General features: G+C 42.2%; 13 protein-coding genes and 1 pseudogene. 6 read left to right on the top strand and 8 right to left on the bottom strand.

The genetic code is table 11. From position 1 onward, the window contains the following. Positions 1-83 precede the first annotated feature (83 nt). Genes K8B83_RS13615 through ruvB form a run of 4 tightly spaced genes read left to right on the top strand, consistent with a single transcriptional unit; the run spans position 84 to position 3001 of the window. Complete coding sequence (locus tag K8B83_RS13615; RefSeq protein WP_188736895.1) at positions 84-836, top strand: YebC/PmpR family DNA-binding transcriptional regulator; 753 nt, start codon at positions 84-86, stop codon at positions 834-836. Then, positions 833-1351: a crossover junction endodeoxyribonuclease RuvC gene (gene ruvC, locus K8B83_RS13610; protein WP_188736893.1), complete on the top strand. Its 519-nt coding sequence runs from the start codon at positions 833-835 to the stop codon at positions 1349-1351. Before K8B83_RS13615 ends, ruvC begins: the two co-directional genes overlap by 4 nt. Continuing rightward, a complete protein-coding gene (gene ruvA, locus K8B83_RS13605) occupies positions 1348-1965 on the top strand; it encodes a Holliday junction branch migration protein RuvA (RefSeq protein ID WP_188736891.1) in 618 nt (205 codons plus the stop codon). Before ruvC ends, ruvA begins: the two co-directional genes overlap by 4 nt. Before the next feature lie 31 nt (positions 1966-1996). Then, positions 1997-3001, top strand: coding sequence for a Holliday junction branch migration DNA helicase RuvB (gene ruvB / locus K8B83_RS13600; protein ID WP_188736889.1), 1005 nt, complete (start codon positions 1997-1999; stop codon positions 2999-3001). A gap of 93 nt (positions 3002-3094) precedes the next feature. Here ruvB and gloA read toward each other — a convergent pair whose 3' ends face one another. Next, positions 3095-3505 carry a lactoylglutathione lyase gene (gene gloA, locus K8B83_RS13595; RefSeq protein WP_223417427.1) on the bottom strand — a complete coding sequence of 137 codons (411 nt, stop codon included), beginning with the start codon at positions 3503-3505 and terminating at the stop codon, positions 3095-3097. A gap of 451 nt (positions 3506-3956) precedes the next feature. After that, positions 3957-4289, bottom strand: a pseudogene (locus tag K8B83_RS13590) (endonuclease III); the annotation flags it as partial. 96 nt (positions 4290-4385) lie between these two features. Here K8B83_RS13590 and K8B83_RS13585 point away from each other — a divergent pair. Next, positions 4386-5192 (top strand): alpha/beta fold hydrolase, encoded by an 807-nt coding sequence (locus K8B83_RS13585; protein ID WP_223417426.1) that lies wholly within the window; start codon positions 4386-4388, stop codon positions 5190-5192. Beyond that, positions 5189-6079, top strand: coding sequence for a GGDEF domain-containing protein (locus tag K8B83_RS13580; RefSeq protein WP_223417425.1), 891 nt, complete (start codon positions 5189-5191; stop codon positions 6077-6079). Before K8B83_RS13585 ends, K8B83_RS13580 begins: the two co-directional genes overlap by 4 nt. Before the next feature lie 84 nt (positions 6080-6163). Here K8B83_RS13580 and nth read toward each other — a convergent pair whose 3' ends face one another. The 6 genes from nth to rsxB are packed head-to-tail and all read right to left on the bottom strand — an operon-like array spanning position 6164 to position 12329. Then, complete coding sequence (gene nth / locus K8B83_RS13575; RefSeq protein WP_223417424.1) at positions 6164-6796, bottom strand: endonuclease III; 633 nt, start codon at positions 6794-6796, stop codon at positions 6164-6166. A 9-nt stretch (positions 6797-6805) separates the two neighbouring features. Continuing rightward, complete coding sequence (locus K8B83_RS13570) at positions 6806-7501, bottom strand: electron transport complex subunit E (RefSeq protein ID WP_223417423.1); 696 nt, start codon at positions 7499-7501, stop codon at positions 6806-6808. Further along, a complete protein-coding gene (gene rsxG / locus K8B83_RS13565) occupies positions 7494-8117 on the bottom strand; it encodes an electron transport complex subunit RsxG (protein ID WP_223420066.1) in 624 nt (207 codons plus the stop codon). The genes K8B83_RS13570 and rsxG overlap by 8 nt, the downstream gene beginning before the upstream one ends. A gap of 23 nt (positions 8118-8140) precedes the next feature. Beyond that, on the bottom strand, positions 8141-9193 hold the full coding sequence (gene rsxD, locus K8B83_RS13560) for an electron transport complex subunit RsxD (protein WP_223417422.1): 1053 nt from the start codon (positions 9191-9193) through the stop codon (positions 8141-8143). Positions 9194-9195: 2 nt separating this feature from the next. Further along, positions 9196-11757 carry an electron transport complex subunit RsxC gene (gene rsxC, locus K8B83_RS13555; RefSeq protein WP_223417421.1) on the bottom strand — a complete coding sequence of 854 codons (2562 nt, stop codon included), beginning with the start codon at positions 11755-11757 and terminating at the stop codon, positions 9196-9198. Further along, positions 11751-12329: an electron transport complex subunit RsxB gene (gene rsxB / locus K8B83_RS13550; protein ID WP_223417420.1), complete on the bottom strand. Its 579-nt coding sequence runs from the start codon at positions 12327-12329 to the stop codon at positions 11751-11753. Before rsxB ends, rsxC begins: the two co-directional genes overlap by 7 nt.

Here is a 12329-nt window from a genome sequence, read left to right as displayed (position 1 = left end):
AAAGAGCACCACATACCGAGGCTGCTGCCTCGGTATGTTTTTTACGAGTAATATGTTCTACTTGCATGAAAAAGGAGCTTTACATGGCAGGGCACAGTAAATGGGCCAACATCAAACACCGTAAAGCCGCGCAAGATGCTAAACGCGGCAAGTTATTTACTAAATTTATCCGCGAACTGACCGTTGCTGCCAGAGAGGGGGGCTCAGATCCGGATGCAAACCCAAGGCTTCGGGCTGCAATTGACAAAGCGTTATCAAATAATATGACTCGCGACACGGTAGAGCGTGCCATCAAAAGAGGTGCGGGCGAAGTTGATGGCCAGCAACTTGAAACGATAATTTATGAAGGTTATGGGCCTGGTGGTACAGCTGTGATGGTAGAAACCATGACTGATAACCGTAACCGCACAGTGTCTGGCGTACGTAATGCATTTAACAAATCAGGTGGCAACCTGGGTACAGATGGATCTGTAGCGTATTTATTCACTAAATTAGGTGTTATTTCCTATGATAACAGCATAGATGAAGACACACTGATGGAGCTGGCCTTGGATGCGGGCGCAGATGATGTGGTGACTCATGATGATGGTGCAATGGATGTGTTCACCAGCCCTGAAACCTTTGGTAAAGTAAAAGATGCATTAGATAATGGCTCGCTTAGCTCAATTAATGCAGAAGTTACCATGGTGGCATCGACTAAAGCTGAGTTAGATCTTGAAACCGCAGAGAAATTTTTACGCTTAATTGATACCTTAGAAGATCACGATGATGTACAAGAAGTGTATCATAACGCTGAGATTTCTAATGACGTAATGGAAGCATTAGATAATCTATGATTATATTAGGGGTCGATCCTGGATCGCGTATTACCGGTTATGGTGTGATCCAATGCCAAGGCAGACAACAAATTTATTTAGGCAGTGGGTGTATTCGTACATCAGCAGATGATCTACCTCAGCGCTTACAGCAGATTTTTTCAGGCCTAACCGAAATCATTACTCAGTATCAACCCAATGAGTTTGCAATTGAGCGCGTTTTTATGGCAAAAAATGCTGATTCTGCGCTCAAGTTAGGACAAGCGCGTGGCGCGGCTATCGTTGCGGCAACGTGTGCCAATTTACCTGTTGCTGAATACAGCGCAACGCAAATTAAAAGTGCCGTAGTAGGCACTGGCCGAGCGCAAAAAGCACAAGTACAACACATGATAAAACAACTGTTAAAATTACCTGCGGCGCCTCAAGCCGATGCCGCAGATGCGTTAGGGGTTGCGGTTTGTCATTTTCATACTTATCAGAGTCTTATTGCCATGGGCGGTAAGGCTAGCAGCAGAACATACGGAAGATATAAATGATTGGTCGTCTAAGTGGTATTTTAGTTGAAAAACAAGCGCCTGAAATTGTACTCGACGTTAATGGCGTTGGTTATGAGCTGCAAGTTCCTATGACCAGTTTTTATGAACTGCCAGAGCTGAATCATCCCACCATGCTTTTTACTCATTTTGTGGTGCGTGAAGATGCGCAGTTATTATATGGCTTTATTACTAAACAAGAGCGGGCTTTATTTCGTCTCTTGATAAAAACCAATGGCGTTGGGCCTAAGCTTGCATTAACGATTTTATCTGGCATGACGGCCAGTGAATTTGTGTCTTGTGTTGAACGTGATGATATTGTCACGTTGGTGAAATTACCTGGTGTGGGTAAGAAAACCGCTGAGCGTTTAGTGATAGAAATGCGTGATAAACTCAAAAGCTTGCTCGAAGCGTCAGTCGGATCTGAAAGAGAGTTTATGCTACAAAGCAACTACAAACCGGCTCCTGTTGTAGACAGCGCAGAAGAAGATGCCATTTCAGCATTGCTATCATTAGGCTACAAACCGGCGCAGGCAAGCAAAGCTGTTTCAGCAGCATTTGCTGAAGGCATGAGCTCAGAAACGCTGATTAAAGCAGCGTTAAAGTCAATGTTATAACGCGTTACACATATCTTTAGGGTATCGATAAATGATTGAAGCAGATCGCCTGATCCAACCGCAAGTACAAGGTCAAGATGAATTAATTGACCGAGCTATGCGGCCTAAAATGTTGGATGAATATACCGGACAAGATGATACCCGTGCACAGCTTAAAGTATTTATTCAGGCTGCAATTAATCGCGGCGAAGCTTTAGATCATATGTTGATATTTGGCCCGCCAGGGCTTGGTAAAACAACCCTTGCCATGATTGTGGCGAATGAAATGGGCGTGAATATTAAATCTACCTCAGGCCCAGTACTTGAAAAAGCAGGCGATCTCGCCGCACTGCTTACCAACCTTGAACAAGGTGATGTGTTGTTTATCGATGAAATTCATCGTTTAAGCCCTGTCGTTGAAGAGATTTTATATCCCGCAATGGAAGATTATCAACTCGACATTATGATTGGTGAAGGCCCTGCAGCACGTTCAATTAAACTCGATTTACCCCCTTTTACCCTTGTTGGGGCAACAACCCGAGCCGGCGCGTTAACTTCACCTCTGCGGGCACGTTTTGGTATTCCACTTCGGTTAGAGTTTTATAACGTTAAAGATCTCACCACCATTGTGACTCGCTCTGCAAAAGTGATGGCGTTAGAAATTGATGAACAAGGCGCGATTGAAATTGCCACTCGCTCACGCGGAACGCCGCGGATTGCTAATCGTTTATTGCGCCGCGTTAGAGACTACGCTGAAGTTAAACACGATGGCAAAGTGACCCAAAAAGTGGCTGAGTATGCGCTTGATTTACTTGATGTTGATATGCAAGGTTTTGATTACTTAGACCGAAAACTGCTGTTAGCGATTATCGATAAATTTATGGGCGGGCCAGTAGGATTAGATAACCTTGCCGCAGCCATTGGTGAAGACAGAGAAACCATTGAAGATGTGCTCGAGCCATTTTTAATTCAACAAGGTTTTATTCAGCGCACACCAAGAGGGCGTATAGCAACACAACGAGCCTATGAGCATTTTAGTTTGGTCAAGCCTGAGTAAACATGGTTGAGTTGTGTGATATAACACCTGCTCATTGTAATAACAAAGCCAGCATTTAGCTGGCTTTGTATTTTGTTGGTGTTGATGTCGTAATTAACCTAATGCCGCAGTTGCTGACTTTTTCTGGATTAATTCTATTTTGTATCCGTCTGGATCTTCAACAAAGGCGATTTCTGTTGTGCCACCAGCAACAGGGCCTGGCGCTCGTGTCACTTTACCACCGGCTTGTGTTATCGCATCACAACGTGCATAAATGTCTTCTTCACCAATAGCTAAATGGCCAAAGCCATTGCCTAAGTCATAACTGTCAACACCCCAGTTATAGGTTAATTCAATCACAGCCTGGCCTGTGGTTTCTTCACCAAAACCCACGAATGCCAGGGTATATTTATATTCAGGGTTTTCAGATTTTCGTAATAGCTTCATTCCCATTACATTGGTATAAAAATGAATGCTGCGGTCTAAATCGCCAACGCGGATCATAGTGTGAAGTAGTTGCGACATGTTTTACTCTCTTATTTAAAATAAATCTGACTTTAACAAGCTCTGATGACAATGAAAAGATTCGCGCGTCAATACAGTGGATTATCTGCGATTGAAATCGCTGTTAGTTCAGTAATGAATGGACATTTTTTTGCTTTAGCTCACATTTGTGATGATATGTTTTGGGTTCATAAGCAAAAGGCGTTATTCTCCACTTATACCTACTTGGAGGCAAGAGAATGACTACAGAATTAAAAATGGCCTTAGGCACTACCGTTGTAATCGCAATTTGTTTTAGCGCATTTTTTGTTGCAATGTATTAAGCAACAATAAGCTCCATTGCTAGCGCTACATACTGTTTGATGTAGCAGAAAAACATGAGTTTATTGCATGTTAGTTGATGAGTTAACCTACAATAAATTACTGAATAAAGGCCAAAACATACAAAGTGTTTTGGCCTTTATTGTTTTAGTTAATCCTCTGGATAAACCTTTTCTTTAAACTCGCACAAGTCTTCGATAATACAAGAACCACAGCGAGGTTTACGTGCTAGGCAGGTGTAGCGACCATGCAGAATAAACCAATGGTGCACATCGACTTTAAACTCTGCAGGTACCACTTTTAGCATTTTTTGTTCAACTTGGTCGACATTTTTGCCTGGTGCAAATTTAGTCCTGTTTGACATGCGAAAAATGTGCGTGTCTACGGCTATTGTTGGCCAGCCAAAAGATAAGGAAAGTAGATATAGAGGAATTAAGCTTACCAGATAATTTTTTGCACAAGGGAGGGAATTTAACTTTTTTTGCATAAATGAGCTTATACTGTATTTCGATACCAGCTAATACTTAAAAATTTTGTAATAGTAACTCTGTTAAACATTAATCAGTTGAGTAACCTTTAAATGATTTCAAACCTCGATATTAAATTAAGAAACAATGTTAACGTTATTGGGCAAGGTGAAAAAACAATTATGCTCGCTCATGGTTTTGGCTGTGATCAACAAATGTGGCGCTTTTTGACACCTATGCTTGAAAAAAATTATAAGGTTATTTTATTTGACTACGTTGGTTGCGGAAAATCCGATTTATCTTCATATGACAAAACGAGATACTCGACTCTAAAAGGCTATGCACATGACGTAATAGAAGTATGTGAAGCATTGAGTTTGGAAAATGTTATCTTTATAGGGCACTCTGTAAGCAGCATTATTGGCATGCGTGCAGCTATTTTATCCCCTTCACTTTTTTCTCATTTGGTTATGGTATGTCCTTCTCCTTGTTTCTTAAACTTTCCACCAGAATATTTAGGTGGTTTTGAAAAAGAGGATTTAGTGGAACTCATCAACCTTATGGACAAAAATTACATAGGATGGGCAAATTACCTAGCTCCTCTTGTAATGGGTGAGAATAATGACTCAGAATACATCAAAGAGTTAGAGAACAGCTTTTGTTCTACGGATCCTAAATATGCAAAACCTTTTGCTGAAGCCACCTTTTTCTCTGATGACAGAGCGGCGTTATTACAATTGACAGTTCCATCATTAATCCTGCAAAGCAGCAATGACAATCTAGCGTCTCAAGAAATAGGTTGCTATATGCAGAGTCAGATCTTAAACTCTAAACTAAATATTATAGACGCCCATGGTCACTGTTTACATATGACAAAGCCAGAAGCAGTTTACAACGCTCTTCTAAGGTTTATTGATTGAATAAGGTTTCTCCAGATTTATTTCCTTGTTTACTTCTCTCAACCGACTTGGAAAATAACCACCTAGGCTATGCAAACCAGTATGCAATTGACATTCTTGGTATTTCCCCTGATACAAGTATCACGGTGTTTGATCTTATATCTAAGGCTTCGTGGATCTTTTTTGAAAGTTATATTCACCCTGAGTTGCTCAAGAATGGCCAGTGCAACGAAGTTCAAATAACTTTGATTGGTGGGCAAACTAAAAAAGTCCCAGCGGTTGCGAATGTCCGCCTGGTGGGCTCAATCTTGTATTGGTCTATCTATACCGCTGAAGATAGGGATAAACTTTATCAAGAATTACTATTAACAAGAAAGCATTTAGAAACGCAAAATGAAGAGCTGTTATTGTTATCACGTAAGGATCCGTTAACCTCTTTACTTAACCGCCGAGCCGCTGCTGATGATTTTTTGAAAATGCAACAGCAGCTTACACGCTCGTTTATTCCAATATCATTTTTAATAATCGATATAGATTGGTTTAAAGGCATTAATGATAACTTTGGTCATGAAGTAGGCGATGAGATATTAATTGAGTTATCAAATACCTTAAAAGAGGTTTCAAGAAATACGGATATATTGGCTCGGTGGGGAGGAGAAGAGTTTTTAATCATTTTATACAACTCAGACATTACTAATGCTGAACATTTTTCTTCTCGCCTTCACGAAAAATTTCAATTAATCGTTTTACCAAACAATAAAAATTTAACTGTTAGCATTGGTGTAACCAGTTTGGATAAAAAAGAGCTAGGAGAGAATGAGTTATTATATAAAGTGCTAAAGCGTGCGGACAAAGCTCTGTATTTAGCTAAAGAAAAAGGACGTAATCGCACCGAAATTGATATGTAAGGAAATTAATTTAAAGAGTTCTAAATTTCTCAACACATGAAATAGCATTTTGAAAATGGAAATTGGCTCTATGCAGATCCAATTTTACTCCGTTTTATCTTTAAACTCACACAAGTCTTCAATAATACATGAACCACATTTTGGTTTACGGGCAGTGCATACATAACGGCCGTGTAGAATGAGCCAATGGTGTACGTCTACTTTGAATTCGGCAGGTACTACTTTTAAAAGCTTTTTTTCGACCTCAACTACATTTTTACCCATGGCAAATTTAGTACGGTTAGATACGCGGTCGATGTGGGTGTCGACGGCTATTGTTGGCCAGCCAAATGCCGTGTTAAGTACCACGTTGGCTGTTTTTCTACCTACACCGGGCAGGGCTTCTAAGGCTTCGCGATTTTCGGGTACTTCACCGCCGTGTAAATCAATTAGCATTTTACAGGCGTTAATGACGTTAATGGCTTTGTTGTTATATAAACCAATGGTTTTAATATATTCTTTTAGTCCATCAACACCAAGATCATAAATTGCTTGTGCCGTGTTAGCCACGGGAAACAGTTTGTCTGTTGCTTTGTTTACGCTGACATCCGTAGCCTGTGCCGACAAGGTGACCGCCACTAACAATTCAAAAGGGCTTGAAAAATTCAACTCAGTTTCAGGCTTTGGATTGTTATCTCGTAATCGCGTTAAGATCTGAATGCGTTTTTCTTTATTCATAATGTTTTGTTAACTTACCTTGGTGATCCTTGCTCGGGTTACTGCGACCGACTCTGGTTTAGGTTGTCTTGCTTTTATTTTGCTGTCGATAACATTTTTTAATGCGATCAATAATCCCATCGCAATAAATGCTCCAGGTGGCAACATTGCAAGTAAGAAGGGGGTATCGACTTGCCAAACTTGGATAGTTAAACTGCTGGCCCATTCACCTAGTAACAAATCGGCACCATCAAATAGCGTGCCTTGGCCTAATAATTCTCGGCTTGCTCCCAATACCACTAATACCGCCGTAAATCCTAAACCCATCATAAAACCATCGAATGCGGAGTGGGCTAGAGTGTTGCGTGATGCAAACGCTTCAGCGCGACCGATGATAATGCAGTTTGTCACAATTAGCGGCAAAAATATTCCAAGCGATAGGTATAAGTTGTACGCGTAGGCGTTGATAAGCAATTGTACGCAGGTTACCAATGCGGCAATGATCATCACAAATACAGGAATGCGGATTTCTTTTGGGACATAATCACGCACCAGTGAGACTAAAATGTTTGAACCGACTAATACCAGTAAGGTTGCAACGCCAAGACCCAGAGCATTGGTAATGGTGGCTGTTACTGCTAATAGAGGACATAAGCCAAGTAACTGTACTAAGCCGGGATTGTTTTTCCACAAGCCTTGGCTGGCAATATCGCGATAATTACTCATGGTTACCCTCGCACTTAACATGACTTTGATATAAGGCCTGGCGGTTTTGTTCAACAAAACTCAATGCTTTTGCAACCGCTTTTACATACGCTCTAGGGGTAATTGTGGCGCCGGTGAATTGATCAAACTGGCCACCGTCTTTTTTGACTTTCCACTGCTCAGGATTGTTGTTAAACATTTTGCCACTAAAATGAGTGACCCAATCTGATTTTCGCAGTTCAATTTTGTCACCCAGGCCTGGGGTTTCTTGATGCGATAGTGTGCGCACGCCTAATACCTGGCCGTTATTATCAACCCCAATAATGAGCTTCATTTCACCGTTATAACCATCTGGTGCGATTGCTTCAATGGCAATAGCCACGGGTTGTTGATTCTTATAAGCCAAATAAGCGGGCAATGACGTGTCACTTCCCAGTAATTCTGGTGAATGAACTAAAATGCACTGCTCAAATAAGGCGTTATCATGTAACGCAGTTGGGATCACCTGAGTTAAGGTTTCTGTTAGTTGCTTTTGTTGCTGCAAGGCAATGGTGTCTTGGGTCAGGGCGTTGACAAGGGCCACTAAACCGGTACAACACAAGGCAAATAGACCTAATAACAAGCCATTTTTAATCATTGGGTTTTCGTTTATGGTCATGATTAATTTCCTGTGCGGTGGCCGTAACTACGAGGGCGCACATAGTAGTCAATAAATGGTGCGCACATATTTGCCAGTAATACCGCAAATGCCACTGCATCAGGGTACCCTCCAAAGGTACGAATAACATAAATAAGCACACCTATCATTGCGCCAAAGATTAAACGTCCACGTGGGCTGGTGGCTGCAGTCACTGGATCTGTTGCAATAAAAAATGCCGCCAGCATGGTGCCACCACTAAATAGGTGCATTAACGGGCTAACAAAGGTATCTGGACTGATTAAATAGCCAAAGCTTGCACACACAAATAAACTGGCCAATATCGCAATACTGATATGCCAACGAATCACCTTTAATTTGAGCATGATGGCACCACCTATAAGGTAAGCCATATTAACCCAAAACCAGCCTTCAGCGGCCATGCCAGAGAATATTGGTTTTGTCATGCTTTCTGTGGTGGTTAAGCCCATCGATAAATCAGTTTTGAGTGTATCAAGTGGGGTTGCCATTGTTGTGCCATCAATACTGAGCTGAAAGTGCTCCGCCAAAAATGAATGCCTGAACTCAAATATACTGAATAGGCTGCTCAATATATCAGCATGATTTAACGCTATCGTTTGTGGGGCTATCCATGATGTCATTTGAACAGGAAACGATATCAATAACAGTACATAAGCTGCCATAGCAGGATTAAAGACATTATTGCCTAAGCCACCATAAAGTTGTTTAACGATGACAATGGCAAACAGGGTACCAATGACAATTAACCACCAGGGGGCTAATGGCGGAATAGCAACAGCAAGTAGCGCTGCTGTAACCAATGCACTGTTATCGCTCAATGTTGCTTTGATGTTTTTATTGCGTAGCTTCATCACGGCAGCTTCTGCAAGGTATGCAGTACTCACAGCCAGTAATAATTGTATTAATGTGCCAAAACCAAAATAATAGCTTTGAACCACAAGGCCAGGAATAAGACACAATGCGACTCGTTTCATCACGGTATTTGTGTGTAAACTGGTACTCACATGTGGGGATGAGGCAATTTTAAATGCCATGTTTATTGTTCCTCTTGCTCAGCACTTTTAGCGAGTTTTTTCGCTTTTGCTTTGGCGACTGCCGCAGCAACCTTAGCTTTTTTGGCTTGTTCTGGAGAGAGCGCTGTGCTCATCTCCGTGTGTTGCTCATTGTGTTGCTCATTATGTTGGTTCTCAAGACTTTGGTCCTGATTATCTTCAGCAACCTGAGCCAGCTTTTTCGCTTTTGCTTTGGCCACAGCAGCTGCGACGCGTGCCTGTTTATCACTCACACTTGAGTCTGCAGTTTGTGGTTCTATAGCATTTTCACTTGATGTAAGCGGTTCAGTTGAATGATCAGCACTTGAATCATTTGCATCAGTTGGAACAGTTGCATCGGTTGTGGCAATTGGGTCAGCCACTGACGAATTAGCCGCTGCTTGAGCCAGCTTTTTCGCTTTTGCTTTGGCCACAGCAGCTGCGACGCGTGCCTGTTTATCACTCACACTTGAGTCTGCAGTTTGTGGTTCTATAGCATTTTCACTTGATGTAAGCGGTTCAGTTGAATGATCAGCACTTGAATCATTTGCATCAGTTGGATCAGTTGACTCAGTTGGAACATTTGCATCGGGTGTGGCAATTGGGTCAGCCACTGACGAATTAGCCGCTGCTTGAGCCAGCTTTTTCGCTTTTGCTCTTGCTACTGCGGCTGCGACGCGTGCCTGTTTATCATCAGGTGGCGTCACTTGGTCCTTATTGTGCTCAGATCCCGTTATGGCGTCAGTTTGGCTGGAAATGACATCATTAGCTTGAGCCGCTTTTTTGGCTTTGGCGCGCGCAATTGCTGCTGCAACTTTAGCTTGTTTGTCATCCGTTTTTACATCATCTGCGTTTATATTATCGAGCAGTGCGTCAGTGTGCTCTGTTGCCTTAACATTACTGGTATCCGCTTGAGCAGCTTTTTTAGCTTTGGCGCGTTCAATGGCTGCGTTGACAGAGGCTTTTTTGGGATCGATAGCTGTTTGTGTAGTAACAGTTGGTGCTTCAGAAACACTTGTGTTTGACTCTGCTTGTGCTTTTTTTGCGGCTATTCTTGCCATTGCAGCAGCGACAGCATCTTTGTCACTTGACTTCATATTGGCTTGGCGCTTAGCGGCGGCTTCTTTTGCTTTGGCTTCACGTGCATTTTTTTCATCTTCTAAACGCTGTAAACGCGCTTCGAAGCGGATTTTTGCTTGCTCTGCTTGACGTTTTTCTTCAGCCGCTGTTTTTAATGCAGATTTAGCCACACGATAATATTCAACTAATGGAATATCACTTGGGCAAACATAACTGCAACAACCACATTCAATGCAATCTTTTAGGTTAAAACTGGCGGCTTTGTCATATTCCTGTGCTTTTGCATGCCAAAAAAGTTGTTGTGGTAATAATAGTGCAGGGCAGGCGACTGCACACTCTCCACAACGAATACAGGCTTTTTCAGTGGTGTCGGGTGCGATTTCTTCAGGACTGGGCACTAACAAACAGTTAGTCCCTTTTAAAATAGGCACATCTAAATCAGCCAGTGCATAACCCATCATAGGCCCACCCACAATGACTTTCTGCTGTGTTGATGGCTTAAAATCGACAGCCTGTAATGCATCAGCAACGGTTGTACCTAGGGGTAGCCAATAATTACCGGGTTTAGCGATATTTTCGCCAGTGAGTGTCACGACCCGTTCAACCAGGGGTTTTCCATGGTAAATAGCATCTTGGATCGCGTAGGCTGTGCCGACATTGTGCACAACAATACCGAGCTGAGCGGGTATTGCACCACTGGGAACTTCTTTACCGGTAATAATCTGAATTAATTGCTTTTCGCCACCTGATGGGTATTTCGTTGGTATAACAGTGACTCTAATTTGCCCCTTTGGCAACGATGAGCGTTCAATTGCAGCTTGCATGTTTTTAGCTGCTTCAGGTTTATTGTCTTCAATTGCGATGATGATCCGCTGTGGATTAAGAAGGTGATGAATGATCCCCACACCCGCTAAAATTTCATCGCTATGATCACGCATTAACCTGTCGTCTGAGGTGATATAGGGTTCGCACTCAATACCATTAATAATCACTAAGTCAATTTCGCTGGCTGGGTTAAGTTTTACATGGCTTGGAAAAGCTGCGCCTCCCATACCCGCAATACCTGCCTGCTTGATCTTGGATAATATCTCAGTTTTTGATAGTTGCTCGAGGCTACTTGAGGTTAACTCACACCAGGTATCGAGCCCGTCAGCTTCTATGACACAACTTAATATGGGTAATGCAGATGCATGGTTACTGGCATGTTGTTCAATGGCAATAATATGACCTGAGGTAGGGGCATGAACAGGTAAATAGGTAAAACCTGAGCCTTCAGTTAACGCTTGCCCTTTTAATACCTTGTCACCTACAGAGACGGTGAGGATGGCTTGCTCACCGACTAATGGCACTGGCACAATAAAGCGTTTAGCAAGTGGCAAGCGAGATATGGCAGATTGATTAGACAATGTTTTTAATTGAGGTGGGTGGATCCCACCAGGTGATTGCCACAAGAATCCTTTATCAAGTTGTTCTAATAAGGTTAACACGCTTGTTCCTCTTGCTCAGAATGAATCACCTTGACGGGAATGGTGTTTAATTTCCAATCCCAATTTTGTATTGTTGTTTCAACTGGGATCATATCGATACAATCAACAGGACAAGGTTCAACACATAAATCACAGCCGGTGCAATCTTTAGCGATAACCGTGTGCATAAGTTTTCCTGCGCCTAAAATGGCATCAACCGGGCAGGCCTGTATACATTTGGTACAGCCGATACATTCATCTTCACGGATGTAGGCCACTTTTTTGACTGCAGATTGGGCTTCGGCATTTAATGGTTCTTCATCAACCCCCATTAGCTCGGCAATTTTTTCCATTGTCGCGGTGCCACCAGGTGGACATTTGTTGATATGATCGCCGTTGGCAATGGCTTCTGCGTAAGGCCTGCAACCTGGGTAGCCACATTGACCACATTGAGTTTGTGGAAGTAATGCTTCAACTTGGTCAATGACTGGGTTGCCTTCGACTTTAAATTTTTTAGATGCAAACCCTAAAATCACGCCGAACACTAATGCCAATAAACTTAATACGGCAATGGCAATAAATATACTTGTCAT

It is taken from the genome of Shewanella inventionis, from assembly GCF_019931735.1.
GTDB classification, from domain to species: domain Bacteria; phylum Pseudomonadota; class Gammaproteobacteria; order Enterobacterales; family Shewanellaceae; genus Shewanella; species Shewanella inventionis.
Note: the sequence above shows the minus strand (reverse complement) of the source record. Positions and strands in the feature narration are given on the sequence as shown.

Coding starts and splice junctions, on each gene's coding strand:
- K8B83_RS13615 (WP_188736895.1), top strand. CDS start 84: ATGGCAGGGCACAGTAAATGGGCCAACATCAAACACCGTAAAGCCGCG.
- ruvC (WP_188736893.1), top strand. CDS start 833: ATGATTATATTAGGGGTCGATCCTGGATCGCGTATTACCGGTTATGGT.
- ruvA (WP_188736891.1), top strand. CDS start 1,348: ATGATTGGTCGTCTAAGTGGTATTTTAGTTGAAAAACAAGCGCCTGAA.
- ruvB (WP_188736889.1), top strand. CDS start 1,997: ATGATTGAAGCAGATCGCCTGATCCAACCGCAAGTACAAGGTCAAGAT.
- gloA (WP_223417427.1), bottom strand. CDS start 3,505: ATGTCGCAACTACTTCACACTATGATCCGCGTTGGCGATTTAGACCGC.
- K8B83_RS13585 (WP_223417426.1), top strand. CDS start 4,386: ATGATTTCAAACCTCGATATTAAATTAAGAAACAATGTTAACGTTATT.
- nth (WP_223417424.1), bottom strand. CDS start 6,796: ATGAATAAAGAAAAACGCATTCAGATCTTAACGCGATTACGAGATAAC.
- K8B83_RS13570 (WP_223417423.1), bottom strand. CDS start 7,501: ATGAGTAATTATCGCGATATTGCCAGCCAAGGCTTGTGGAAAAACAAT.
- rsxG (WP_223420066.1), bottom strand. CDS start 8,117: ATGATTAAAAATGGCTTGTTATTAGGTCTATTTGCCTTGTGTTGTACC.
- rsxD (WP_223417422.1), bottom strand. CDS start 9,193: ATGGCATTTAAAATTGCCTCATCCCCACATGTGAGTACCAGTTTACAC.
- rsxB (WP_223417420.1), bottom strand. CDS start 12,329: ATGACAAGTATATTTATTGCCATTGCCGTATTAAGTTTATTGGCATTA.